General features: G+C 29.5%; 25 protein-coding genes. 15 read left to right on the top strand and 10 right to left on the bottom strand.

Going from position 1 to position 26,215, the window contains the following annotated elements; translation table 11 throughout:
• The 9 genes from X924_RS08810 to X924_RS08770 all read right to left on the bottom strand — a co-directional run.
• The coding region (locus X924_RS08810; protein WP_146255692.1) for a methyl-accepting chemotaxis protein at positions 1-1,369 on the bottom strand (1,369 nt) is incomplete at its 3' end.
• Positions 1,370-1,410: 41 nt separating this feature from the next.
• Positions 1,411-2,562 (bottom strand): ROK family transcriptional regulator, encoded by a 1,152-nt coding sequence (locus X924_RS08805; RefSeq protein WP_121958540.1) that lies wholly within the window; start codon positions 2,560-2,562, stop codon positions 1,411-1,413.
• Positions 2,563-2,912: 350 nt separating this feature from the next.
• A complete protein-coding gene (locus X924_RS08800; protein WP_121958539.1) occupies positions 2,913-3,887 on the bottom strand; it encodes a sensor histidine kinase KdpD in 975 nt (324 codons plus the stop codon).
• Between the two features lie 11 nt (positions 3,888-3,898).
• The gene (locus tag X924_RS08795) at positions 3,899-4,594 is read right to left on the bottom strand and encodes a response regulator transcription factor (RefSeq protein WP_121958538.1); all 696 of its coding nucleotides are present in this window, start codon (positions 4,592-4,594) and stop codon (positions 3,899-3,901) included.
• Between the two features lie 3 nt (positions 4,595-4,597).
• Complete coding sequence (phoU, locus tag X924_RS08790; protein WP_121958537.1) at positions 4,598-5,272, bottom strand: phosphate signaling complex protein PhoU; 675 nt, start codon at positions 5,270-5,272, stop codon at positions 4,598-4,600.
• Between the two features lie 41 nt (positions 5,273-5,313).
• Complete coding sequence (gene pstB / locus X924_RS08785) at positions 5,314-6,075, bottom strand: phosphate ABC transporter ATP-binding protein PstB (RefSeq protein WP_121958536.1); 762 nt, start codon at positions 6,073-6,075, stop codon at positions 5,314-5,316.
• The gene (gene pstA / locus X924_RS08780; protein WP_233186625.1) at positions 6,075-6,911 is read right to left on the bottom strand and encodes a phosphate ABC transporter permease PstA; all 837 of its coding nucleotides are present in this window, start codon (positions 6,909-6,911) and stop codon (positions 6,075-6,077) included. Before pstA ends, pstB begins: the two co-directional genes overlap by 1 nt.
• Positions 6,908-7,774, bottom strand: coding sequence for a PstC family ABC transporter permease (locus X924_RS08775; protein WP_121958534.1), 867 nt, complete (start codon positions 7,772-7,774; stop codon positions 6,908-6,910). Before X924_RS08775 ends, pstA begins: the two co-directional genes overlap by 4 nt.
• Positions 7,775-7,810: 36 nt before the next feature.
• Positions 7,811-8,635 (bottom strand): phosphate ABC transporter substrate-binding protein PstS family protein, encoded by an 825-nt coding sequence (locus X924_RS08770; RefSeq protein ID WP_121958533.1) that lies wholly within the window; start codon positions 8,633-8,635, stop codon positions 7,811-7,813.
• Between the two features lie 369 nt (positions 8,636-9,004).
• On the opposite strand from X924_RS08770, the gene X924_RS08765 reads away from it, so the two are divergent.
• From X924_RS08765 to X924_RS08755, 3 genes are all read left to right on the top strand, one after another.
• Entirely contained in the window at positions 9,005-11,146 is a 2,142-nt protein-coding gene (locus X924_RS08765; protein ID WP_121958532.1) for a bifunctional (p)ppGpp synthetase/guanosine-3',5'-bis(diphosphate) 3'-pyrophosphohydrolase, read from the top strand.
• A gap of 3 nt (positions 11,147-11,149) precedes the next feature.
• Complete coding sequence (dtd, locus tag X924_RS08760) at positions 11,150-11,602, top strand: D-aminoacyl-tRNA deacylase (RefSeq protein ID WP_121958531.1); 453 nt, start codon at positions 11,150-11,152, stop codon at positions 11,600-11,602.
• A gap of 88 nt (positions 11,603-11,690) precedes the next feature.
• Complete coding sequence (locus X924_RS08755; RefSeq protein WP_121958530.1) at positions 11,691-11,888, top strand: hypothetical protein; 198 nt, start codon at positions 11,691-11,693, stop codon at positions 11,886-11,888.
• Here the strand turns inward: X924_RS08755 and X924_RS08750 are convergent.
• Positions 11,875-12,963 (bottom strand): HD family hydrolase, encoded by a 1,089-nt coding sequence (locus X924_RS08750; protein WP_121958529.1) that lies wholly within the window; start codon positions 12,961-12,963, stop codon positions 11,875-11,877. The two genes, X924_RS08755 and X924_RS08750, sit on opposite strands and share 14 nt — an antisense overlap.
• Before the next feature lie 107 nt (positions 12,964-13,070).
• Here X924_RS08750 and dxr point away from each other — a divergent pair, with 107 nt between their 5' ends.
• The 12 genes from dxr to X924_RS08690 all read left to right on the top strand — a co-directional run bounded on the left by dxr (position 13,071) and on the right by X924_RS08690 (position 26,189).
• The gene (dxr, locus tag X924_RS08745; RefSeq protein WP_121958528.1) at positions 13,071-14,231 is read left to right on the top strand and encodes a 1-deoxy-D-xylulose-5-phosphate reductoisomerase; all 1,161 of its coding nucleotides are present in this window, start codon (positions 13,071-13,073) and stop codon (positions 14,229-14,231) included.
• Complete coding sequence (locus tag X924_RS08740) at positions 14,228-15,757, top strand: site-2 protease family protein (protein ID WP_121958527.1); 1,530 nt, start codon at positions 14,228-14,230, stop codon at positions 15,755-15,757. The genes dxr and X924_RS08740 overlap by 4 nt, the downstream gene beginning before the upstream one ends.
• A gap of 18 nt (positions 15,758-15,775) precedes the next feature.
• Complete coding sequence (ispG, locus tag X924_RS08735) at positions 15,776-16,822, top strand: flavodoxin-dependent (E)-4-hydroxy-3-methylbut-2-enyl-diphosphate synthase (protein ID WP_121958526.1); 1,047 nt, start codon at positions 15,776-15,778, stop codon at positions 16,820-16,822.
• A gap of 159 nt (positions 16,823-16,981) precedes the next feature.
• Positions 16,982-17,455, top strand: coding sequence for a YaaR family protein (locus X924_RS08730; RefSeq protein ID WP_121958525.1), 474 nt, complete (start codon positions 16,982-16,984; stop codon positions 17,453-17,455).
• A 47-nt stretch (positions 17,456-17,502) separates the two neighbouring features.
• A complete protein-coding gene (locus tag X924_RS08725; protein WP_121958524.1) occupies positions 17,503-18,534 on the top strand; it encodes a hypothetical protein in 1,032 nt (343 codons plus the stop codon).
• Positions 18,535-18,554: 20 nt separating this feature from the next.
• Positions 18,555-19,400: a regulatory iron-sulfur-containing complex subunit RicT gene (locus X924_RS08720; protein ID WP_121958523.1), complete on the top strand. Its 846-nt coding sequence runs from the start codon at positions 18,555-18,557 to the stop codon at positions 19,398-19,400.
• Between the two features lie 2 nt (positions 19,401-19,402).
• Positions 19,403-19,612 carry a DUF2905 domain-containing protein gene (locus tag X924_RS08715; protein ID WP_121958522.1) on the top strand — a complete coding sequence of 70 codons (210 nt, stop codon included), beginning with the start codon at positions 19,403-19,405 and terminating at the stop codon, positions 19,610-19,612.
• A gap of 33 nt (positions 19,613-19,645) precedes the next feature.
• A complete protein-coding gene (locus tag X924_RS08710; protein ID WP_121958521.1) occupies positions 19,646-21,541 on the top strand; it encodes a transketolase in 1,896 nt (631 codons plus the stop codon).
• Positions 21,538-22,299, top strand: a complete 762-nt coding sequence (gene rnc, locus X924_RS08705; RefSeq protein WP_121958520.1) for a ribonuclease III — start codon at positions 21,538-21,540, stop codon at positions 22,297-22,299. The genes X924_RS08710 and rnc overlap by 4 nt, the downstream gene beginning before the upstream one ends.
• Positions 22,286-23,164, top strand: a complete 879-nt coding sequence (locus X924_RS08700; RefSeq protein ID WP_121958519.1) for a radical SAM protein — start codon at positions 22,286-22,288, stop codon at positions 23,162-23,164. The genes rnc and X924_RS08700 overlap by 14 nt, the downstream gene beginning before the upstream one ends.
• A gap of 442 nt (positions 23,165-23,606) precedes the next feature.
• Positions 23,607-24,509 carry a radical SAM protein gene (locus X924_RS08695; RefSeq protein WP_121958544.1) on the top strand — a complete coding sequence of 301 codons (903 nt, stop codon included), beginning with the start codon at positions 23,607-23,609 and terminating at the stop codon, positions 24,507-24,509.
• A gap of 42 nt (positions 24,510-24,551) precedes the next feature.
• Positions 24,552-26,189, top strand: a complete 1,638-nt coding sequence (locus X924_RS08690) for a sigma-54-dependent Fis family transcriptional regulator (RefSeq protein ID WP_121958518.1) — start codon at positions 24,552-24,554, stop codon at positions 26,187-26,189.
• Positions 26,190-26,215 lie beyond the last annotated feature (26 nt).

The raw sequence follows: 26,215 nt of genomic DNA, 5'->3' as shown, positions 1-26,215 counted from the left end.
TTTCTACTATGTTTTGTACGTCCTTGGCGTTGCTTGCTAATTTTTCTACTTCTTTTTGGCTTTCTTTGGTTTGTTCTACTGCTTCTTTCACTGCTTCACTTATACTTATTATTATTTGGCTCCCTTGGTGGGCTGCTTCGTTTGTCTTTTCTGCTTCTTCGCTTAATCTTTGGGCATCTTGCGATACGCCTTGGGCTGCTCTTGCTACTTCATCTACTCCTGATGTTACTTCTTCTGTAAATGCTGCAGAGTCTTCTAAATCTTTTTCAATATCTTCAGTTTTTGTTAAAATATCTTGCTCACTTTTCGAAAACTTTTCAGAAAGATAAGAAAGTTCCTTTGAAGATTTTTCAATGTTAATACTAGTCTCTTTAACTTGACTAAATGTTGTTTTTAATTTATTAATCATATAGGCTAATTCTTTGGAGATAATACCTATTTCATCATTACTTGAAGTGTCAAAATCAACATTTAGATTTCCTTGTTCTATTAAATTAACTTTTTCTTTCATTTTATCAATTGGATTAGTAATGGATCGCATGAAAAATACTGACAATACTACCGCTAATATTATAACTATTAAAGCTAATAAAGCTATATTCAATGATTTTCTTAAAGGTTCTGAAATTATCTCTTGTCTATTTATTGAAGAAAGTATGGTCCAATTAAATTCTGGAACTTTTAAATAATAAATGTATTCATTGTTTTGGGTTATTACTCCCATGTCATTTTCTAATTGAGGAATAAAATATTTCGAATTACTTGCTGTAGATGCTAAAATATTATTTTCACTGTCAACTATATAATTTATCTGTGATTGATAAGAAAACTTGGAAATAATTGATATGAATGATTCGTAGTTTATGTCTAATCCTAAAACACCTTCTCTTGAAGAAGATACAAAACTTTTAGCAAAGGTTAAAGTTGGTAATTTAGTAATAGGCTGAATATATAATGGAGTCACAACTATTTGGTCAGATATCATTGCTTTTTTAGCCCAAATACTTTCTATGGGTTTGTATTCTTTTGGAATCTCTGTTGCTGGTTCAATGATGAAGGTTCCATCCTGTAAAACAACATATATATGTGTAATTTCAGAAAAAGAATTAACAATATTTGGAAAATTTTGAAACATCCAATTCAATCCATTTTTTTCTAAATTGGCTGAAACATATCCCGTTAGTTCGTTAATTGGGGTAAAAAATTTAATTATGGCTTCTTTTTGGGTTTGTAGTTGATTCAAAATATTGCTTTCTGTATGTTCCATGATTGTTGTATAATAGTTGTAGAAGCTGAAAATAGAGATTAAAATTAATGGAATAATAGATATTATTATTATTAGTAAAAATAATTTAAATCTAATTTTCATAGGGATTCCCCCCTGATGATTAGCTAAGAATCAATTGTTTGTTAAGAGTACATATTTGTTCTGTTTAAAAGAAATCTATACGGTTCTGATACAATTTGTTCTATAGCTATTGAGGCCCCACCTACTAAAATAGCATCTTCTTTTTTTGAAGCCACAAGAATTTTGGGCGTTTTTGTAGAAAAAGTATAAATACCCACAATTTTTTTAATTTCACGAATTACTGAATATCCGCATTCTAATATTCTTCCCCCTATTATTACTGCTTCCGGACTTATTGTATTAACTAAATTTACAATTCCTATTCCCACATATTGAGTTATTTGTGATATTAAATCTTCAATTTCTTTATTATTTTTTCTTTCTTTTAATAGCATATTTATAGGTTTATCATATTTTTCAACTAATTTATATAGTCCACCCTCGTTTTCTAAAGGTATGAAATCTGTTGTTATAAACGTATGACCAATTTCTCCGGCTGAATTTAAAGCTCCTCTGTATAATTTTCCATCAATTATTATTCCAGCTCCTAAACCAGCATCAGCAACAACAAATGAATAGTTTAATAAGCTTTTACCATGACCAAACCATTTTTCCCCAAGAGCAGCAGCCTTTGCGTCGTTTTCTATCCAAACTTTTATTTTGTAATATTTTTCTATATGTTTTGCTAATGGATAGTCTTTTAATAATGGAAAAGGATGAGCTGTTTCAAGGACTCTTTTTTGACTGTCGACAAGCCCAGGCATAACTATTCCAATTCCTTTAAGCTTGTCTTTGTCTTTTTCAATCTTTGAAATCAGATAGTCAATCACTTTTATTATGTTTTTAACTACGTCTTCAGCTTTACCATAAGAATTTATTTCTTTTTCTATAAAAACGATATCTTTGCCAGAAAGATCAAACACACCTGCACGGATAATATTTACACCGAATTCTATTCCAATTACATAAAAAGCGTCATTTTTTAATTTTATAAGTTGTCTTTTTCTTCCTATTTGGCCATTAATAGTACCAACTTCTTCAATTAAATTAATCTCTTTTAATTCGTTTATAATATTAGTTACTGTTGCACGGGTTAGTCCTGTTAAATTTGATATTTCTGACCTTGTGGTTGTACCAATGGAGTTCAACAGTTCAATAACTGTTGTTCTATTATGTTCTTTAACCAACTCTAAATTGTAAGTTTTATTAGGCATTATTATCTACTCCATTCTCTATAACATTGACAGAAAAATTTCTTTCACTACATATATTAAACGCTTTTTTTATTGAAAAGTCAAATATGGTTTAAAAGAATTATGTGTGATTAAAAGTGATTATTTAGGGTTAGTGTTTAAAATTGTTAAATTTTCTTAATTTTTTATTTTATTTAAAAAACAAAATATACATTATATTTAATACTTGAACGAGCTTTTGTTTATCATAACAATAAACAAAATAAAAAATATTCAATATTTGATAGAGAAATAAAATACCACATGATTTGAAAGTTTTTGTTTGGTAAGAATCAGCAAATTTGTAAGAATCGAAAAAAGAAGAATTAGTTTTAAGCAAAGGTTACTATGAAAGTACTACCAACCATCCATTTTGATTCAAAAGAAATTTTATATCCGCTTAATTGGCATAAGTATTTTACTACAGAAAGGCCTAAACCTGAGCCTTTAGCAACTTTTGAAGCTTCTATACCTCTATAAAATCTTTCAAAAATTCTATTTTGTTCTTCATCACGTATTCCAATTCCTTCATCTTTTACTTGTATTTTTTCTGCAGTAATATCAACATAAATATTTGAATTTTCAAAGGAATATTTAATGGCATTTGAAAGAAGGTTTCTTAAGATAGTGTATAAAACAAATTTATCTCCATATACCTTTTCAACAGTGCAGTTGAAAACTATATTTATAGATTTTTCCTTGATCTTATCAGATAAGTCATTCAAAACTTCATTATATAAATTGAGAGTATTTATGTTTTCGTTTTTTAAATGATAATCTCCGAATTCTGCTAAAGAAAGCAAAGTTAATTGAGAAATAATTTTTTCTACTCTATCTAAGGATTCTTGGATTTTGTCAATTTGTTGAGTAAATTTACTTTCATGCATAAAATCTTTTAAAATTTGTGTGTTACCTTTTGCTATAGCCAACGGTGTTCTCAATTCATGAGATACAGATGTAATAAAGTCGGCTTTAATCTTTTTTAACAGCTCGAATTCTGTTTTATCTTGAATAATTAAAATTTTATGAGACTTGTAATAGTTTAGTCTGCAATATTTGGTTTCACCTTTAATAAAATAAATATTAGATAAAACTTCGTAATCTTGATCATTTAATATATGGTTTGTTAATTCATCTATTTTGTCGAAACTAATAATACTTATTAAATCTTTTTTTTCATGAAATCCCCATTCTTTAGCCTTTTTATTTGATTTTGATATCATAGTACCTTTTTCTATGTTGATGACAGCGTCATCTAAAATTTCAAATATTTCAAAATAATTATTTTTAAGATTTATATCTGCCATGTAATTCACTCTCATTCTTTTTGTTCTATTGTTTCATTATTTTTATTAAATTTATATCCCACACCTCTTATAGTCTTAATCCAATCTTTACCAATTTTTGTTCTTATTAGGCTTATATGAACATCTATAACTCTATCAGTTATATATTCGTCTCCAAACCATACTTTGTCTATTATTTCTTCTCTTGAATAAACTTTGTCAGGATTTCTTGCCAGTAAGCTAAGTATTTCAAATTCTTTTGTTGTAAATTCAGTAAATTTTCCTTTGTAAATTACTGTGTAGTTTTTTGGGTAAATTTCTAACGATCCGAATTCTAATTTTTCGGTAGTATCTTCTTGTTTTTTCAATCTTTTTATTAAGGCTTTTATTCGTGCTATAACTTCTCTTGGGTTAAAGGGTTTTGTTATATAATCATCAGCACCCGATTCTATCCCATAAATAACTTCTCTGTCTCTATTTAAAGCAGAAATTATAATTATTCCTATATTTGGATTTATCGTACGTATTCTAGGTAATTCATCTATAGCGTCTCCATCTGGTAACATAATATCTAGTAACATTATGTCAATGTCTTTTTCTTTATTTAATAGATTTCTCATATTAGTTAATGAGTCTGCTTCCATAATTTCGTAGTTTTCTATATTTAAATAAATTTTTAGTATTTCTCTTATATCTTTATCATCTTCAACTATCAAAACTTTTGCCACGTTTTATCTGCCTTCTTTAATGATATCTTTAATATCTTTTCCAACTTCTATATAAATTATTTCTTCACATAGATTAGTTGCATGATCAGCTATTCTTTCAATATCTCTTGCAAGTAAGATATACGGAATTACTAATTCCTTGTTAAAAGTAGGATCATATAACTTTTTTATTGCAATTTGTCTTACTTCTTCTTCCAAATTATCAACTTCGTCGTCCCTTTTCCAAATTCTTATTGCTTCTTCTATATTTCTTTCTCCATAAGCTTTATAAGCATTTTTTATCATTTCAAGTGAAATCCCAAACATTTTTTTTAATTCTTTAGTGTTTACTATATCTTTTAAATCAACATCCGCATACTTTTCTGTTTTTTCTGCAATATTGCAAGATAAGTCTCCAATTCTCTCTAAATTGTTCGAAAATTTAATCATAGATACAGCATATCTTAAATCTTTTCCTAAAGGACGATATCTAGCAACAATTTGGTATACTGAATTTTCAATCTCAAGGTTAAGTTTATCGATTTGATCATCAGCATCTAAAACTTTTTGTGCCAAATCAAGATTTTTATCTTCTAAAGATTTAATAGAATTTTCAAATGATCTTAAAACTAAAGACAAAAGTTTTGAAATTTCACTTGCCAACTGTGCCAATTCATTTTCAAAATGTGTATAATCCATTTTAACACCTTCTTTGTAACGAATTTAAATTAGACTGTTTATTAACTAATTCTACCATTTAAATAATCTTCAGTCAACTTTTCTTTTGGGTTTTTGATAATATCGCTTGTTTTTCCGGATTCAATAAGTTCTCCTTGAAACATGAAATACATATAATCAGATATTCGAATAGCTTGCGCAAGATTATGTGTTACGATAATAATAGTATAATTTTCTGATAAATGTTCTATCAGGTCTTCAATTTTTCTGGTAGCAATTGGATCCAAAGCAGATGTAGGCTCATCCAACAATATTATTTGAGGGTCTACGGCAATGGCTCTTGCTATACACAATCTTTGCTGTTGACCGCCAGATAATTCACTTGCGGGTTTTTCTAATTCATCTTTAACTTCTTTCCATAGCGCAGCTCTTTTTAAAGCCATTTCCACAATTTCATCAATTTTATCTTTCTTCTTTATTCCATGAATTCTTAACCCGAATGCAATGTTTTCGTATATAGACATAGGAAAAGGAACAGGTTTTTGAAAAACCATACCTATCCTTTTTCTTAACAGAGAAAGATCAATATTTTTATCATAAACATTAATTCCATCGAACAAGATTTCTCCCTCTGTTCTATAGGATGGAATTTCATCGTTTATTCTGTTTATACTTCTTAACAATGTAGATTTTCCACATCCAGATGGCCCAATAATTGCACTTATGGTATTTTTTTTGATAGATATATTTATATCCTTTAGAGCTTGTTTTTTATCGTACCAAGCATTAAAATTTTGAATTGTGATAATTGTTTCTTCGTTCATTATTTTTTCTGTCCTCCTCGTATTTTAAAAGCTGTTAAATAAAGAATCAAGACTAAAATTAATAAAAAAGCAGAGGTTGCTTTAGCCATCCATTGTGCGTCTTGACCATATGCCATTGTTATAAAATATATATGTGTCGGTAATGTCATAACAGGATCTAACAGAGAATTAGGAAGTTTGGTAGAATAAAAAACAGCTCCCGTTAATAGTACTGGAGCAGTTTCTCCAATGACTCTTCCTGCTCCGATTAATATAGCTGTTATAATTCTATTTTTTGCAGCTGGATATAATATTTTAAAAATCGTTTCACTTTTTTTTGCGCCCAAAGCATAGGCTGATTCTCTGAGTTCCCGTGGCAAAGAAGCAAGAGCCTCTCTAACGGAAGAGGCAATTACAGGTAATGTCATAATTGCTAAAGTTAAACTACCACTTAAAATAGATGTTCCAAATCCTAACGTAATTGAAAATAGTGACAGACCGAACAAACCGTATACAACCGAAGGAACACCTGATAAAGAAGTGATAGATGCGTCAATAATTCTTCCTAACCTCGATTTTGCACCATATTCAGACAAAAAAGTACCAGTTAAAACTCCTATGGGTATTGAAAAAAGTAAAATAAAGAATATCATTATTAAACTTCCCAAAATTGCAGGACCTATTCCTCCGCTAGTCATACCTTGCTTTGGATATTCTATAAAAAATGAAGGAGTAAAATATCTTGCACCATCAACAACCACAGTAATTATTATAGTTGCTATTATAATAAATGCGATGTAACTTATTATTCTGAAGATATTTGAAATTATTAAATCTTTTCCTGTTTGAATTTTCAACTTGATCCACTCCTGGTAATTCTTCTGGATAAAAGTGTTAAAACAAAAGAAATGGTTAATAAAATCAATCCGGCAGTAAAAAGTGCAGAATAGTGCAAACTGCCGACCGCTACTTCGCCCATTTCACTTGCTATAACTGCTGTTAATGGTCTAACTGGGTCCCATAATGAGCGAGGTATTATTGCAGCTCCTCCGGCGACCATTAAAACTACTATAGTTTCTCCGATTATTCTATTTACAGTCAATATTGTTGCATTCAAAAGGCCAGGCAAAGCTTTTTTTGATACTATTTTAAAACCTGCCGTAAATCTACTTGCTCCCATTGCCAGAGCGGCTTCTTTTAAGCTTACATCTACTGAAGAAAGTGATTCTTGCATCAATGAAGCGGCGTAAGGCAAAGACAATATTGATAAACCAATTGCTGCCAATAACAAATTTCCTGAAGACCAAGCCCCCAGTTTCATCATTATAGGAGAAACATAAATAAACAAGAATGAACCTATTATAACTGTAGGTATTCCTGATAATAGATCTATTGTAGATTTTATAACTGTTTGTTCAGTAGGATTTGCATAATCATATAAAAAGAAAGCAATTATATATCCGAGAGGTAAAACAAGAAGTGAAGAAAAACCTGTTAATATTAACGAACCAATTATCATAGCTAACATACCGTATTCAGGTGGATTATAGGTTGGGTACCAATATATACTTGTAAAGATTTCAGCCCCAACTTGAGTTAGGGCTGGAATTGATTCATTAATTATAAAGATGAATAGACCTATTAATGCGAATATTCCTATAAAAGCCACAATTGTAATTAAACCTTGATTTATTTTATCTTTAACATTCCGTCTATTCACAAATTAAGCACTCCTTAAAAACAATGTTTTAGTCAATTAAAAACCATATGCTGCAATATAACCAGCTTGTTCAACTAATTCCTGTCCTCTTTTGGAAAGTCCGAAAGTGATAAATTGTTTAACCTTACCTGTTTCTGGATAACCATTTGTTGCATCAACAAACATAAAAAGTGGTCTGGAAATAGGATATACTGAATTTAATATATTTATTTTTGTTGGTTGAATACCATTAACCGTAAGAACTTTAACATCGTTGGTTACATATCCTATTCCTGTATAAGCTATAGCATACTTATTTCTTGCGACCGAAGTAATTTCTGCTTGAGTAGATTCTAACAATTGCACAGTTGGTGCCATTCTTTCACCCTTTAATACTTTTTCAACAAAGGTTTCATATGTTCCCGATGCACTATTTCGTGAATACACTACAATCCTTTCGTTTGGTAAATTAGGATCTAATTGATTCCATCTTGTAATTTTTCCTGTATATATGGCTGCAAGATTTTCCAATGAAATATTATCAATTGGAAGTTCTGGATTAACTATAATCGCTATTCCATCGTATCCCAAGACTATCGGAATAAAGTATTTTCCCTCTTGTCCCATCTGCTTTATTTCTTCTGCTTTTAGCCATCTACTAGAATTAGCTATGTCCGTTGTACCATTAAATAGTGCCGATATACCTGTAGAAGAACCAGCTCCTTCTAATGTAATTGTTAAATCCGGATACATAGTTTTCATCTCTTCAATCCATAGTTGTGTAACTGGAAAAATAGTGTTTGATCCTTTTATAACAAGTGTTTCAGCAAAAGAAAATACCAACAAACCTAATAAAGCTAACGTTAAAATAGTTTTTTTCATTATATTTCCCTCCTTTTGATTTTTTCTAAGTTGATTATATCAATAAATTTTTTAGAGAATTTCAAAGTTTATTAAGAAATATTAATATTCAAAGGAGAGACTGAATCCTTTCGTATTTAATCATATTATTTGGAACCTTAAATAAAAAAATGATTACTATTTTATAAATTTTGTTAGATTAATTTTTAATATAATAGCTTTTTAAATTTTATCAGTGAAAGTCTAGTTATTAAGCATAGATACGACCAGTTATAAGTGTCATATATTATAAATTATTAAATATTTATGATATAATTTTAATGAAATAACGTATTAAATTAAATAATATTTTATTTTTAATTTTCACTTGAATTTTAAGAGGTGTTTATTATGTTGGTTGAATCGTCTAAAACTTTTGAAAAAGAAATTGAACATCTTCTTGAGAGAAAGCTTTCAAAAAAAGATAGAGATAGAATAATAGAAGCTTATGAATTTGCTGAAGTAGCTCATGAGGGGCAATTAAGAGATTCTGGAGAGGATTTTTTTGAACATCCAAAGAATGTTGCCTTAATTCTTGCTAACTTAAAAATGGATGTAGATACTATAGTTTCTGGTTTACTACATGATGTAGTAGAAGACTGTAATGTTTCTTTAGAGAAGATAAAAGAAAAATTTGGAGTTGATATTGCGAGAATAGTTTCTGGCGTGACAAAAATAAGTAGTTTAAAACTTAATGAGCGTTTAAATGAAAAAGATATGAAATCGCTTGAGAAAATTGAGACTATTCGAAAGATGCTTTTTGCTATGTCAGAAGATATAAGAGTAATAATCGTTAAATTGGCTGATAGATTGCATAATATGAGGACTTTGGATTATGTTGATAGGAAAAAGCAGATAAGTAAAGCAGAAGAGACTTTAAAAATTTATGCACCTATAGCACATAGATTAGGTATCTACAAAATTAAAGAGGAGCTTGAAGATCTATCTTTTAGATATCTGTATCCAGATAAATATTTTAGTTTAAAGGAAAAAGTGGAAGAAAAATTAAAAAATGGCAATGAAAAACTTAGTGAATATGCTGATATTATACGAAAAGAATTATCTAGACAAAAAATAAAAGCCACCGTGGAAGGTAGAGCCAAACATTTATATAGTATTTGGGATAAAATGATCAGGAAAGGTAAAACTCTTGATGAAATCTATGATTATATAGCTTTAAGGATAATAACTGAAGACTCAAGTAGATGTTACGCTGCTTTAGGTATAATTCATTCTTTGTGGTCACCTATACCTGGACGAATAAAGGATTATATTGCGACACCAAAATTTAACGGATATAAATCTTTGCACACGACTGTGATAACTCATAAAGGAGATCCTTTAGAAATTCAAATAAGGGATTGGAAAATGCATGAGGAAGCAGAATATGGTTTAGCAGCTCATTGGGTTTATAAAGAAGGAATAAGTCCAGAAAAATTAAAATTTTTGAGGAATTTAATGGAGTTGCATAAAGACATAGCTCAAAATGCTTTTGAAATGAAAGACATTGAAACTAATTTGATTTCTCAGGAAATTTTTGTATTCACTCCTAAAGGGGAGATTATTCATTTGCCTAAGGACTCAACTCCAATAGATTTTGCCTATGGTGTACATACTGAAATTGGGAATCATTTTGCCGGTGCGAGAGTTAATGGGAAACTTGTGCCTCTTTCTTACAAACTTAAAACAGGTGACATAGTAGAAATATTAATCAACAGGAATTTTCAGGGCCCGAGTATAGACTGGTTAAAATACGCTAATTCTCCGAGAACTAAAGCAAAAATCAAAAAATATTATCGTCAAAAGAATGAACAAGAATTGATTGAAAGAGGAAAAGATAAGTTTAGAGAACTATCTAAAAAATTGAACATTTCTATGGAAGAAATGTTAGAAAAGTTGAAAGAAATTGGTTTTTATATAAAATATAACATTAAAAATGATGAAGAATTTTTTATCAAGTTGGATTTAGAAGATATAAGTATTAATACTATTCGAAATATATTTGTTCCTGCTATAAAAGTTGATGAAAAAACAAAGAAAATAGAAAAGAAAAGTTTTAAAGTTTTAAGCAATTCTGTATTGGTAGATGGAGAAGAAGGGGTAGACAGCTACTTTGCTAAATGCTGTATGCCTGTTCCGGGAGATCAAATAGTTGGAGTAGTAAGTAGAAAAGGAATAGGAATACACAGGATAGATTGTAAGAATATTAAAGAACTTCCATTAGATAAGAAAGTTAATGTTCAATGGGCCGAAGGAAATCAAAACAATTTTTCTGCTATGATAAAGGTAGATATTGAGAGTAAAGAACAAATAAATAATGTAAGAAATACTATAAATAATGAAGGAGGACACATTGAAAAATTTGAAATGCATAATGACGGTAATTTTTTAAGTTTGAAAATGTATTTATCTGTTCACAATCTAAATCATTTGAAATTAGTATGTAACAAGTTAGAAAATGCCAAAGGAGTTTATGCTGTAAGGAGGGTATAATTTTTGAGGGCTGTTGTTCAAAGAGTTATTGAGTCAAGTGTCGAAGTAAACAACGAAACAATCGCAAGTATTAGGAATGGATTGCTCGTTTTTGTAGGAATATCATTTTCAGATGAAGAAAAAGATATTTTTTGGTTAGCAGACAAAATAGTGAATCTTAGAATTTTTGAAGACCAACAAGGGAAAATGAATAAATCAGTACTTGAAACTGAGGGGGAGTTATTGGTTGTTTCACAATTTACATTGTATGGAGATTGTCGTAAAGGTAGAAGGCCTTCTTTTACGGAGTCTGCAAATCCAGAGAAAGCAGAGGTTTTGTATAATAAATTTGTTGACTTCTTGAAAGAAAATTATTCTCTTAACGTTCAAACCGGTAAGTTTCAATCTCACATGAAAGTCAAAATTATAAATGATGGGCCAGTTACTTTTCTTTTGGATTCAAAGAAAAGCTTTTGATTTACTTTTAAAGGAGCGTTTTTGAAAAAATTAAGTTTTAAAATATAAACAAAAGATAGTAAATAAAGAAATGATGAGGAGGGATTTTATGAAAGAAATCGAAGTAACAGTCTTTGTATACAAAGAAGATCCATTTGAAGCACATATTTCTGCAGAGGGTGTTGAAGTTGGAATTAATGAAAAAAATGTGCATAAAATTTTTAAAGGTTATGAAAATCCTCCTAAGGGTGTTGTTGTTAAATTTAAGCTTCCAAACGGTGAAAAAAAATTCGTTAGGGGCGAATAAAGGTTTCTTTTTCAATTTCATATATAATATCATTTATGTCGAGTGGAGAAACCTGTAAGGTTTCTCTTTTTATTGAGTCAAAGGTTTTTAAAAAATAAGAATTTTGATTCCCAGTACTAATTTCGAGAGAGCATTCAATTAAAGCTGCTAACAAATCCGCTGTTTTAACGTATTTTCCATAAGTATTTTTGAAAGGATTAAAAATATATTTTTCAAATTTATCGACTTTTTCTTTCAATATACTTTTGCTATCTGACCATTCATGAACAAATTCTTTTTCTATTTCATTTATTATCTCTTCTAATCCTTTAACTTTCCTTTTTGTTGGACTTATTACATCACCTGTAAAAGCTTCTGGTAAGTCATGAAGTATTGATGCTGCCATAACGTCGTATATAATTTCTGTTTCTAAATTTGAAATCAGGGCTAACAGATAAGATATTAAGAAGACAAAAAAAGAATGTGAAGAAACAGAAGTTTTAATATTTCTATGGTTTTTGTTCCATCTTGTCATGGTTACAAGCCTTGTGGAAATGTTTAATAGTTCTTCGCAAAGTAATTCGATTTGATGTTTGTTGCTCAAAATAATTCTTTTTGCTTTCATTTCATTTTTCATTTTGGGTTCCTTATAATATTCTGGGAAAACCCGTTCATTAATTTCTGCTTCTTTTCTTGTTACTAAAAGATTAATCAACTTTATTTTATTTTCGGTACTTTCATCGAAAGTATGTTTATTGAACATGCGTTCAGTAATTTTTTTATCCAATTTAGATTCTACTTCTTGAAAAGCTTTTTCGACTGTCTTATTCCATATATCTTTCCCTTTTTCTTCAATTTTATTTTTTGTAGTAAGAGAGATATCTGAAAGTACTATCTTAGGAATTGTTTCGTATATTTTATTTTGTAAAATTTTAACTACTTTTACTTTTGAATCGTCGGAAAATATGAACAAGCTTAATAATAATGTGTTATATATATTATCAGCTTCTGTGAATCTTATTAAAGAAGGATTGTTGTTCCAGCGAAATACTGTAAATAAATCAGTGCTATCCAAGATAAATTGACCAATATTCAAAGCAAGCACCTCTTTTTATTTTTTTATATTTTATCATAATTTTTATTTTTATTGGAACTAAGAAATGGTATAATTTTACTAAATAAACAATTGAAAGGTGAACTATTTTGAAAACAGTTTTTATTGCGGGTATTTCTGGTTCTATTGGTAAACAAGCTTTAGAAGTTTTGAATAAAGATTGGTTTATAGATAATTTCAAAATTGTTGGTGGCTCTGTATATTCGAATTGGGAGATGTTAAAAGATGTAATAGACAAATATTATTTAAAGGCGGTTGCATTAGTTAAAGAATCTTTTGAGGTACCTTCTACATATCATGGTTGCATGATTTTTAAAGGAGAAACCTCTGTAGAAAAAGCTATTGAATATTGTAATGCTGATATATCAATAATAGCAACTTCTGGATTTAGCGGACTTAGACATACTCTTAAAAGTTTAGAAGTTTCTAAAAGAATTTGTTTAGCTAACAAGGAGTCTATTGTATCAGGAGGAAATTTTATTTTAAATAACGCTTATAAAAAAGAAAAAGAACTGATTCCTATAGATAGCGAACATAGTGCAATATTTCAGCTCTTACTGGGAGAAAGTTCCAAACCTGAAAAAATAATTATCACCGCGAGTGGTGGAGCTCTAAGAGACGAGCCCATAGATCAATTAGAACATGCTCCTATAGATAAGGTACTTAAGCATCCTGTTTGGTCCATGGGGAAAAGAATAACAATTGATTCTGCAACAATGGTTAATAAAGGCTTGGAGGTGATTGAAGCCTTTCATCTTTTTAGAACTAAGAACATAACTGTTGCTATAAATAGAGAAAGTAGAATACATTCTATGGTGCAATTTACAGATGGAGTTATAAAAATGCATTATGGTTTAGCTGATATGAGAATACCTATTGCCTTTTCGCTTTCATATCCTCAAAGAAAATATTATTTTGATAAACCTGATTTCTTTTCAGAAAAAATAGATTTTCACAAAGTAGATTTTAAGAGGTACCCTGCACTAAAATTAGCTTTAGATATTTTAGGGATAGAATTTCTTCAAAATGCTTATAATGCTGCTGATGAAGTAGCTGTGAATAGTTATTTGAAAGGAGAAATTATATTTGGTGATATTTACCGAATAATATATAGTACAGTTAACGAAATTCAGCAAACATTTTCTTATGAAAATGAAAGTTTGAAATTTACATCTTTAGATGATATACTTAAAGTGGACAAATTAAGTAGGGAAATCGCGAAAAAATATGTTTTGGAGGTAAAAAAATGACTGTTGTTCTCTCTATAATTTGGTTTTTAATCATTATTTCTGTTATAGCACTTGTTCATGAATTTGGACATTTTATTTTTGCTAAAATTTTTAAGACAAAAGTGGAAGAATTTGCTGTGGGTTTCGGACCTTCAATATTTAAAATTCCTGGTAAGGAAACAATTTTCAGGTTCAATGCTATTCCTTTAGGAGGGTATGTGAGACTTGCTGGTGAAGAAGAAATTATTGAAGGAGGATATTCAAATAATGATCCTACTTTATTTTATAATAAGAAACCATGGCAAAAATTTTTAATTACTTTTGCTGGGCCTCTCTTTTCTTTTCTTTTAGGCTATTTTATTTTCATAGGAATTGCTGGAGTGTACGGGTTTCCAGAAGTAATAGTGGAACGTGTTGGTAGAGAAAGTGTGGCAAGTGAAGCTGGATTGATGCCTGGTGATGTAATAAAAAAGGTAAATGGGAATTATGTTTTTAACCCCGCTGTTTTAGAAATGGAAATAATGTCTGGCAAAAATTTGGATTTAACTGTAATCAGAAATGGTGAAGAATTAAATGTTACCTTGATTCCTAAATTAACTGAACAAAGAGCCATAATATTGTTGAGTAATGTACAAGGTGTTAATGATACGAGTATAAAAAGTTCCAGGATACTTACTTTAAATGGAGAGGAAGAAATATATGAAGTTATGGGACGTATGGAAATAGGTGATCCCATAGAAATACAATTTGAGGATGGAACGATAGTTAAGGGAAGTTTACTACGATATACTTATGTTGCTCCAACATATGAAACGGGAATAATTTATTCTACTTTCTCAAATGTAATATCTAAAGGATCTGGTGTATTTCAAGAAGGAGACAAAATTTTAGAGATTAACGGTGTTACTATAGAAAATGGTTCGGACTTACAAAATGTAGTTTATAGGATTCAACTTAATCCAGATCAATTGATGTTTTCAATATCAGAAAAAGAAATAATAAATGAATACAAACCATTCGATGATAATTATCTTAACGTATTAATAGAGAGAAATAATGAAAGATTTGAAATTACTATATCTAAAACAGATTTTTTGGATTTTATTTTGAAACCTGGCGTATTAAAATCAGCTTATGAAAATTGGAGACCTAAGGGTATAGAAGCTTTAACCGTTCCTGTTCAATGGGCAAACAATATGATTGCTTTAACTTTTCAATCTTTTGTTCAACTATTTACAGGTAGATTATCTGCAGATCAATTAGCAGGCCCAGTTGGAGCAGCAGCTATAATAGGTCAAGCAGCAGAAGTAGGTTTAGAAGCAATTTTGAATCTTATGGCTTTGATAACGATTAGTTTGGGTGTATTTAATCTTATACCTATTCCTGGTTTAGATGGAGGTAGGATAGTTTTTTCTATATATGAGATGATTACGAGAAAAAGGGTTAGTCCAAAAGTTGAAGCTATAGTAAATACTATAGGATTTTTATTCTTGATATTTTTAATGATTTTTGTAACTTATAATGATATTATGCGATTTTTTCGATAGTTTTTAGGGGTGTGTTTTATGTTTTCAAAAAATGAAGTTAATGTCAAAGGAGTAAAAATAGGAGGTAGTAACCCTATTGTTATTCAAAGTATGACAAATATAGATACAAAAAATGTAACGGCTAATTTGTCTCAAATAAATAATTTGGCAAAAGCAGGAGCAGAGATAGTACGAGTTTCTGTTAGGGATATGGATGATATTTTACCTTTTTCGGAAATTGTTAAAAATTCTTCACTTCCAATAGTTGCAGATATTCATTTTGATTATAAGATTGCTATAGAAGCTATAAAAGTTGGAGCATCCAAGGTTAGGATTAATCCTGGAAATATTGGTTCAAATGAAAAGATAAAACAAATTGTTAAAGTAGCTAAAGAGTACAAAGTTCCTATTAGAGTAGGTACTAATTCTGGTTCTATAGCAAAGGAGTTTTCAAATTTACCTAGATCGCAAGCATTGGCTGAAAGCGCATTAAGAGAAGTTCAATTGTTAGAAAAAAATGAGTTTTATGATATAGTTATTTCAGCTAAATCAGTTGATGCGAGAGAGAACTTTCTTGCAAACAAGTATATATCGGAAAAGGTGCCTTATCCTTTGCATATAGGAATAACTGAAGCCGGAGTCTATGAAGATGCATCAATTTTGTCTTCTGCCGGAATAGGTACTTTACTAATAAACAAAATCGGGGATACAATTAGAGTCTCAATTAGCGGAGATCCACTTAAGGAAGTTTATTTAGCGAAACAGCTTTTGATTCTTTTAGGATTTAAAAACGGAATAAGAGTGATTGCTTGCCCTACTTGTGCAAGGACAGAAATAGATGTTGAAAGATTAGCTTACGAGGTCAAAGAATGGGTGAAAGATAAAAAAGTAAATAGAAATATAACAATTTCAGTCATGGGGTGTGTGGTCAATGGTCCAGGTGAGGCTAAGCATTCGGATATTGCAATTGTAGGTACAAGAAATTCCTCAGGTGCTATCTTTTTATCTGGGAAATTTTATGGAAGTTATAAGAAAGACAAGATAAAAGACAAACTTCTTGAATTAATAGATAATCTTTGTTTGTAAAATGGCTTTAAACAGCGAAAAAGTTAAAGAAATAAAGAATTGGTCAAAATTAGAATTGTGGAGGTATTTTATAGAAAGTTAAACGCTAAAACATTGATAAAAGATGAATTTTAGAATTTCTAAAGTGAATATCATGATATTTATGCAGGAGTTAATATTATGGAAATCGATCCTATAAACAACAAAAAGAAGACAGAAAAAGAAATTAAAAAACGAAAGATTAAAAATTTAAAGTCTGGAGATGTTTCTGACAATTCAATCAATCAATCTTCAGGTTTTTTTGACGTATTATTGGATACACAAATAGAAATATCTGAAAAAGAACTTAAAATTTTAGTCGATAACGTTATCAACGCTGGTAATAAGTTTGTAAAATCTCCAACTTCTTCTAATTTAAGAAGTTATAAACAGGCTATAAAAGAATTTTTAAAAAGACTTGAAAAACATTGGTATGTGATTAAAAGTGAAGTTGATTACAAGAATGCTTCTCCTAAATTACACGTAGTTGCTCAAATTGTTGATGAAAAAGTTAAAGAACTAACTGATGTTTTACTTAAAAAGGAAAAAAGAACTATTATATATGCTTCAACTATAGAAGAGATAAATGGTTTGCTCTTAGATCTTTATCAATAATCAGATAATCTTATATTCAAAATTTTAGAAGTTTAGAAGGTGGAAATTTGAAAATAGAAGAATTTGATGAGATAATTGATAAAATTGTAAAAAATATTGGAAAGTTGCAAGGTTCTTCTTTATGTTTTGTTTCTGAAAATAACTATCTTTATAAAGAGTTTGTTAGAGAAATTTTATTGAGAATACCTAATTTAAATATTAATGATGTTTTATTTGTGATGCCAGAAAATGGAAATATTAAAATAGATAAAATAAGAGAAATTGTAGATTTTATGTTATATAAACCTAATTTTTCTGATCAGAGAATTATACTAATTGAAGAGATTGATGCTATGACTCTGGAAGCGGCTAATGCTTCTCTGAAAGTATTAGAAGAACCTCCACAATATTCTTTGATTTTTGCTGCTACTTCTCGATGGGATTATTTGTTACCTACGATCAAAAGTAGATTTATAAAATTCGAGATACCTTTACCAAAAGCTTATTGGCAAGAAATCGAAAATAAGTATGGTGAATTGTCGATCTATTTAAAAATTTTTCAGCATATAGATACTGATGTGTTATACTATCTAAAAGACCAAGCAACAGATATTTCTGAAATAAAAAAGGCTATAAATGATATTTTAAATTTGTCATACGATAATTTTGAACAATTATTAGAAATTTTTAAATTACCTTTAAATACCCCACTTAACAAACTAAAATTTGACCTTTCTTATTTTAAATTATTTGAAATATTGTTGAAGCTATCTCCAGAAGAATTGTTTAATTGCTATAAAAACATATTAAAAATTAAAAATGACATTGATAGTTATACTTTTTTAAAAAAGATAAGTTCTTTAGCACAGTTTTTAATAAGAGACTCTCTTGTTTCTATATCTACTACAAAGTGGAAATATTTTTGGAATTCGTCTTTAGTATATTTTTTTGGATTTAATGAATACAAAGTTGATACAAAAATAGTCAAAGAATATCTTGAATATTTAAATAGTATACTCAATAGTAAGGTTTCTAATTTCAACTTTGAAATAGAAATATTTTCGCATTTTTTACGATTGAAGAGATGTTTTATAAACTGATAAATATTGGGAGTGATTTAATGATAGATCTTGAAGCCGAAGTGTATGGTGTAGAATTAGATAGATTGGGAGAAATTTATTATTATTCTTACATAGATGGTGAGAAAATTAAATTAAACGATTATGTTATAGTTCAATCAGAAAATGGTTTTGATGTAGGAAGAGTTGTAATGGGACCTAAAATGATGAAATTTGAAGAAATAGGTTACGAACCAAAAGGAATTATTAGAAAATTAAGCGAAGAAGATAATGAAATTGTTAGAGAAATTAAACAAGAAGCTGAAAAAGTTGCGGAATATGCTAAAATATTAGTGAAAGAACTTGGTTTAAAAATGAGGATTTTAAAGGTTAGATATACTTTTGATAAAACGAAATTAATAATTTATTTTGGTTCTGATGTAAGAGTTGACTTTAGAGAATTTGTAAAAATTTTGGCAAAAAAATATAAAGTTAGAATAGAATTAAAACAAGTTGGTATTAGAGACGAAGTAAAAATTATCGGTTCCTTAGGGTTGTGTGGTCAGCAAGCTTGTTGTTGTAGATTTTTGAGAGATTTTTCATCTATAAAAATGGAATTGGCAAAAACTCAACAAATGATGATAAATACGGCAAAAATTTCTGGAAGATGCGGAAAACTTTTATGTTGTTTAAAATATGAAAACGATTTTTATAAAGAAGTTTTAAAAAATGTTCCAAGCGAGAATACCACAATAGAATATGAAGGGAAACCAGCAAAAGTTGTTACTGTGAACATATTTTTAAAAGAAGTAACATTACAAGTAATAGAAGAAAATCAGCCTATATTGGTAAAAATTCCTTTTTCGTATTTTAATAGCGATTCAAAGCGAAAAGATGGTCAGGAGTAAGGATGCAAGAATTAAGCAAGTTTTTTTTAATAGTTGGTATTTTGTTTGTTTCCATAGGGATTATGTTATATTTTGGGGTGAAATTAGGAAGATTGCCTGGCGATATAATAATAAAAAGAGATAATTTCATAATATATTTTCCAATAACTACAATGTTATTAATAAGCGGTTTGATTTCATTAATTTCAATTCTAATAAAAAGATTGTTTTAAAAGTAGTTACAAATATTTGGAGGTGAATTTTTTTTGAAAAGGAGCATAAACGAATTAAAAGAAATAACAACGTTAGCTAGAGGGGACATATTAAAGATGACAACCGTTGCTGATTCTGGGCATCCTGGTGGTTCAATGTCGTCTATAGATATGTATTTGTCTGTATTAAATAGGGCAAATGTTTTTCCACAAGATCCTTTTAATCCTGATAGAGATAGGATAGTAGTGAGTCATGGGCATACTTCACCCGGTTTTTATGTAGCTTTAGCTAGAACTGGCTTTTTGAATATTGAGGATGTTATAGTAGGTTTTAGACATGTGGGAAGTATATTTGAAGGTCATGTTACAAGAGGGATTCCAGGTGTTGAATGGTCGACAGGAAATCTTGGTCAAGGACTTTCGGCCGGAGTAGGTATGGCAATTGCTGCAAAGTTAACTAAAAAAGATTACAAAGTTTATGTGTTTTCAAGTGACGGAGAAAGTGCTAAAGGGCAAATAGCAGAGGCAAGAAGAACTGCAAGAAAAGAGAATCTTAACAATTTAATTGTATTAATTGATTATAACGATATTCAGATATCAGGGAGAGCAAGAGATATATTGTATGTAAACATAATTGGAGAGTACCAAGCTGCGGGATGGAATGTAATAGAGATAGATGGTCATGATTTGGAACAAATAAATACTGCTTTGGAAGTTGCCGAAAATCAAAAGATAGGGCCTACAGCTATAATATCAAAAACAATAATAGGTAAAGGTGTATCTTTTATGGAAAATACACCCACATATCATGGAAAAGCTTTAAGTTTGGAAGAATTGGACAAAGCTTTGAAAGAATTAGGTTTAGAGAATGATGTGGAAAAATATATAGAAAAGAGAAAACAAATGTCTTTGCAAAGAGAGAAAATTATATATCCAAATATAGAATTAGATGTAGAAATAGGGGCTTCTCGTGTATACAAAAAGGGAGAAAAGGTTGCTAATAGGAATGCCTTCGGCAACGCAATAGCAGATATAGCAACTTTAAATAAGAACAGATTTCCAGTAGCTGCTATAGATTGTGATTTAAAGCCCTCCGTAAAATTAGAAAAGTTTGAAAAGGTCAACTCAGAAGGTTATATACAAATAGGAATAGAAGAACATAATGCTGCAACAATAGGTGGAGCTATGTCGGTAAGTGGTGTATTAACATTTTTCTCGGATTTTGGAGTGTTCGGATTAGATGAAGTGTTTAATCAACAAAGATTGAACGATGTCAACCACACAAACTTAAAAACCGTCGTAACTCATTGTGGAATAGATGTTGGTGAAGATGGAAAAACACATCATGAAGTTAATTACATAGGAATAGTTAGAAATTTTTATCACACAAAGCTTATAGTTCCCTGTGATGCAAATCAAACTGACAAAGCAGTAAGGTATGCCGCAAAAACTCCTGGAAATATCATAATAGCAGTTGGAAGATCTAATTTACCCATAATTCTCAACGAAGAAGGGGAAATATTTTATGATGAAAATTATGAATTCGATTATGGAGAATTTGATATATTTAGAAAAGGCGATAAATTAACAATCTTCACATATGGGAGCTTTGCTCATTTGGCAGTAGAAGCAGCAGATAGACTAAAAGAAGAAGGAATAAAAATTAGTGTTATAGGAATGGCAACACCTTTATCCTTTGATATAACCAGGGTTAAGGATTATGTTGAAAATAAAATTGTTTTGACACTTGAAGATCATAACGTAGAAAGTGGATTAGCCAATGAGCTTTCAAAAGAAATGATTAAAAATCATATATATCCAAAATATTTCGAACCAATGGGATTAAAAGATTATGCTCCTTCAGGGACTATTAAAGATTTACTCAAACTCTATGGCTTTGACAGTGAATCTTTAGTAAAAAAGATTAAAGGATTAATAGAAGAAAAATGAGTAAAGTAAAATATTCTAAAATGACTAGTGAAGAAGAAGAAAATGTTCTTAGAGCAAAAAGGGTTTTAAATTTACCTGAATGCGTAAAAAACAATCTTTTGTTTGTTGCTTTATGTCATAAATCTTATGTATTTGAAGTTAGTAATGAAATAAGAGAATTGGAATCAAACGAAAGACTTGAATTTCTCGGAGATTCAGTTTTAGAATTAATTATCTCCGAGTTTCTTTATAATAACTACGGCCTTTCTGAAGGAGACATGTCTAAGGTTCGATCGATTGTTGGAAGTGAAACTATCTTATCAAAACTTGCTTTAAATATAGGACTGAACAATTTTCTTTTTTTAGGAAAAGGCGAAGATAAACAAGGTGGAAGAGAAAAAAATTCTATATTGTCAGATGCATTTGAAGCGTTGCTTGCGTGTATATATCTAAGTTGCAATTATGAAAAGGTTAAAACATTTACCTTGAAACATTTGAAAGAATATATAGAAGAAGCAGTAGAAGGAAATTTGTTTTTAGATTATAAGACTAAATTGCAGGAGATTACTCAGGAAAAAACTAAGAAATTACCGGAATATGTCTTATTAAATGTTAGTGGTCCTTCTCACCTTAGAAAATACAAAGTTGCAGTTAAGTTGGATGACCAAATTCTTGGAATAGGGGAAGGATTTTCAAAGAAGTTGGCCGAACAATTTGCTGCAAAGATGGCATGCGAAAAACTATTACAGGAAGATCTGGCTGAAAATGGAAATAAATAAGAAAGAAAATAAAAAATTTGGTGGTTTTGAACCAATTAAACAAATAGAATTTGTTGTGTTGAAAAATACTTCATCTATATCATTAACCAACTCTTATTGCGCGTTATCTTGCAAGCATTGTAATAAACATTATTTAAAAGGCATGGCTAAATTTATAGACATTGAAAAGTTAGCAAAGGAAGGCAAAACATCTTTTCTTTTAAGTGGAGGTTTGATGCCTAACGGTAAGATTCCTTATAAGTTTTTTTTAGATGAACTGTATTTATTGAAACAAAAATATAATTTGAAGTTTAATCTACATACTGGATATAATATTGAGGAAAGCGATATTTCTTATCTAAGATTAATAGGGGACGTAATTTCTTATGATTTAGTTGGAGATAAAGAAACAATGAAAGAAGTTTATGGTATAGATAATTTTGAAAAGATGTGGCTATCTTTTAAGATACTTTTAGAAAATGGATTTAAAGTTAAGCCACATATAACTATTGGGTTAAATAAAGGTAAAATTTCTCATGAAATTAAAACCATTCAACGGATAAAAGATTTAAAACTTGAAAACTATATAGATGAAATTATTTTTCTTGTTTTTATCCCAACAGTAGGAACAGATTTTTATAGGGCTGATCCAGTAAATATTCAAGAAGTTATTAACGTTATCTTAGAAACTAAAAATATAATAGGAAATAAAAATATAACACTTGGATGCATGGTACCAAAAGGGAAATACAGATTAGAACTTCAAAGTAATTTGTTAGGGATTGTTGATAAGATCGTTCAACCTGTTAATAAGGTTGTTCAACAAGCTAAAAATAGTAACTTTAAAATTAATTATTCCTATGAATGCTGTGCATTTGAAAATTGAATATTATATTCAATTATGAAACCACGAAAAGATTGTATAACAGTCTGTGAAATTAGAAAATCTTCGAATAAACTGATGCTTTAATTTATTTGGGGCCAGTTCGTAAGTATATTCAAATTTAGAGAATAGAGACTTTAGAAATGAGAATTTTTTAAAAATAAGCTTTTGAATTTATAATGGGTTCAGGGCGGAGCCCTCCCCTCTCTCCTTAGCTACACGTAGCGAAAAAGTTAAAGAAATTCATATTCTATGAGAATTAGAGTTAATAAGGCACTTTTGGAAAAATTAAACGTTGAAACATTTATAAAATATAAGTTTTATAATTTATAAAGTGAGTATATTGAAATTGAAAAGGAGGAGACCCTTTATTAGTTTTGATTTTTTGCCATCTTATTTAACTCTATACGAATCTGGTGAACTTCAGAGAAGAAGAGATTTACTCATGAAAAAATTAAACAACTGTGATATTTGTCCACGAGATTGTAAAATCAATAGAAATTTACATTTTGGAAGTTGTAGGGTTGGCAATAAAGTAAAAGTCTCTGAGTTTGTATTATATCCCGGAGAAGAACCTGTTTTAAACGGGAAGTATGGAGCTGGAGGAGTTTTCTTTAGTAACTGTACGATGAGATGTGTATACTGTCAAAATTTTCAATTCAGTCAGTTGGGTAGAGGAAAAGAAATATCTACTTTGGAATTAGGGGAAATATTTCTGAAGTTACAGTTTGAAAAGAAAGCTACAAATCTTGATTTAGTTACAGCGACACCTTATTTACCTTATATATTTGAAGCACTAATTTATGCGATAGAGAAAGGATTTAGTTTACCTATAGTATGGAATACTTCTTCTTATGAAACTATAGAAACTTTAAAATTGTTGGAAGGAGTAGTTGATATTTATTTGGCGGATATAAGATATACAAGTGATATAGTAGGTAAGCGGTATTCTGGAGTTAAAGATTATTGGACTAAAACACAGTTAGCTATAAAAGAAATGTATAGGCAGTTAGGGAAAAGTTTTGTTTTAGACGAAAAAACTAATGAACTAAAAAAGGGAATAATTATAAGGTTATTAGTTCTTCCAAACTTTTTAAATCAAACAAAAGAAGCCTTAAAATTTTTAAAGTATGAAATTTCAGAAGAAATTTATATTAGTTTAATGGACCAATATGTACCCGTATTTAAAGCAAAAAATTATAAAAAGCTTTCAAGGTATTTATACAAGTCTGAATATGAAGAAGTAATTAGCTATATGCAAGAATTGGGGTTTAAAAATGGTTGGATACAGACTCATAATTTGCCTGATTTATATGATAATTCTTCGAAATTAAAATTTACAGTTTAGTATTTGATACTTTGATGCTTTTAATTGATGGGGTGATTTTATATGACAGAAATAGAAATGATGAGGTCTTTGTTAGACCAATTACAAGAAGGAATAATAATTATAGATGAAAGAGAGATAATATTTTATATAAACGAAACCGCTTGTAGAATATTCGAAGTTGAAAAGGATGATATATTAGGAAAAACTGCCATAGAAAGTATTCCTAATACGCGACTTCACATAGTTTTAAGAACTGGAGAAGCTGAATACGATAAACTTCAAAATTTAGGGAATAAAGTTATACTTACTTCAAGAATTCCAATAAAAAATAGTAATAATGAAACCATAGCGGTAGCTGCGGTATTTCGTGATGTTACTACATTGCAAAGATTGGCTGAAGAGATAACTAATTTAAGAGAAATAGAAGCTTTACTAACATCTATAATAGATTCGACTTCAGATGCAATATCAGTTGCTGATCAAGAAGGTCGTGTTGTTATGGTTAATAGAGCTTATACAAGAATTACAGGGTTAGCTCCCAGAGAAGTAATAGGAAAACCTGCTACTATTGATCTTGCAGAAGGAGAAAGCTTACATATAAGGTGTGCAAGAGAGAAAAAACCTATTTATAACGTTAGAAAAATATTAGCAACAAATAAAAAAGAAATTATCGCAAGTGTTACACCACTTTTTGTAAATAACGAATTTAAAGGTAGTGTAGCAGTAATACACGATATTTCAGAGATACAAAGATTAATAAACGAATTAGAAGCGACTAAAAGATTGCTTAAAAAGGAAAGTGCTGCGCATACTTTTGATGATATAGTTTCAAAATCTCCCACTATGAAAGAAGTAATCACCGAAGCCACAAAAATTGCTGATGTAGATGTAAATCTTTTATTAGTAGGAGAATTTGGAGTAGGGAAAGAAGTATTGGCCCAGGCAATTCATAATGCAAGTAATAGAAGAGAAGGTCCATACTTAAAACTTAATTTTTCTCTTATTTCCTTTGAAAATCAAGAAGAGTTTCTTTTTGGAAAGAATAGTTATATAGCTAATGCTCATAAGGGGACTTTATTCTTAGAAAATATCCATTTGATGAATACAGAAATTCAACAAAAGTTTTTGAAATTATTGAATGAAAATATTTTTGAATGTGAATATTACGATTTTGTACCCGATGTTAGATTTATCTTCGCAACAACAGAAGATTTAAAAATATTAACAAGCTTAGGTAAGTTTTCTAAAGAGTTGTTATATAAAATTTCAGTTGTCACCATAGAAGTTCCTCCTTTACGAGAAAGAAAAGAAGATATTCCGGATTTAGCTAAACAATTGTTACATACTTTGAATCAAAAATATGGGAGAATTGTTTATGGATTTACAGATGATGCTGTAAACAAATTAATAAATTATTCTTGGCCTGGTAATATAAGAGAATTAGAAAATGTTATAGATAGGGCTATGCTTGCATTAGAAAATAGTGATGTTTTGATAACTTCTTCACATGTACCAGATTTAGAAGAAAAAAAGCAAGAAGTTAAAGGTACATTGAAAGAGATGACAGAAGAATTAGAAAAGAAAATAATTATAGAACTATTAGAGGCATGTCATGGTAACAAAACAGAAGTTGCAAGAAAGTTGGGTTTAACAGTTAGAAATTTATATTATAAATTAGATAGATATGGCATTAAATAGGTTTTGATAGGTATCTTTAGGGTGAG

Origin of the sequence: Petrotoga sp. 9PWA.NaAc.5.4 (assembly GCF_002895485.1) — a bacterium.
GTDB lineage: Bacteria > Thermotogota > Thermotogae > Petrotogales > Petrotogaceae > AZRK01.
The sequence above is the reverse complement of the archived record's forward strand: the minus strand, read 5'-3'. Positions and strand labels throughout refer to the sequence as shown.

Bases quoted from the DNA above. Each gene is read 5' to 3' on its own strand.
- X924_RS08805 (WP_121958540.1), bottom strand. From the start codon at position 2,562: ATGCCTAATAAAACTTACAATTTAGAGTTGGTTAAAGAACATAATAGA.
- X924_RS08800 (WP_121958539.1), bottom strand. From the start codon at position 3,887: ATGGCAGATATAAATCTTAAAAATAATTATTTTGAAATATTTGAAATT.
- phoU (WP_121958537.1), bottom strand. From the start codon at position 5,272: ATGGATTATACACATTTTGAAAATGAATTGGCACAGTTGGCAAGTGAA.
- pstB (WP_121958536.1), bottom strand. From the start codon at position 6,075: ATGAACGAAGAAACAATTATCACAATTCAAAATTTTAATGCTTGGTAC.
- X924_RS08770 (WP_121958533.1), bottom strand. From the start codon at position 8,635: ATGAAAAAAACTATTTTAACGTTAGCTTTATTAGGTTTGTTGGTATTT.
- X924_RS08765 (WP_121958532.1), top strand. From the start codon at position 9,005: ATGTTGGTTGAATCGTCTAAAACTTTTGAAAAAGAAATTGAACATCTT.
- X924_RS08755 (WP_121958530.1), top strand. From the start codon at position 11,691: ATGAAAGAAATCGAAGTAACAGTCTTTGTATACAAAGAAGATCCATTT.
- X924_RS08740 (WP_121958527.1), top strand. From the start codon at position 14,228: ATGACTGTTGTTCTCTCTATAATTTGGTTTTTAATCATTATTTCTGTT.
- ispG (WP_121958526.1), top strand. From the start codon at position 15,776: ATGTTTTCAAAAAATGAAGTTAATGTCAAAGGAGTAAAAATAGGAGGT.
- X924_RS08730 (WP_121958525.1), top strand. From the start codon at position 16,982: ATGGAAATCGATCCTATAAACAACAAAAAGAAGACAGAAAAAGAAATT.
- X924_RS08720 (WP_121958523.1), top strand. From the start codon at position 18,555: ATGATAGATCTTGAAGCCGAAGTGTATGGTGTAGAATTAGATAGATTG.
- X924_RS08715 (WP_121958522.1), top strand. From the start codon at position 19,403: ATGCAAGAATTAAGCAAGTTTTTTTTAATAGTTGGTATTTTGTTTGTT.
- rnc (WP_121958520.1), top strand. From the start codon at position 21,538: ATGAGTAAAGTAAAATATTCTAAAATGACTAGTGAAGAAGAAGAAAAT.
- X924_RS08700 (WP_121958519.1), top strand. From the start codon at position 22,286: ATGGAAATAAATAAGAAAGAAAATAAAAAATTTGGTGGTTTTGAACCA.
- X924_RS08695 (WP_121958544.1), top strand. From the start codon at position 23,607: ATGAAAAAATTAAACAACTGTGATATTTGTCCACGAGATTGTAAAATC.
- X924_RS08690 (WP_121958518.1), top strand. From the start codon at position 24,552: ATGACAGAAATAGAAATGATGAGGTCTTTGTTAGACCAATTACAAGAA.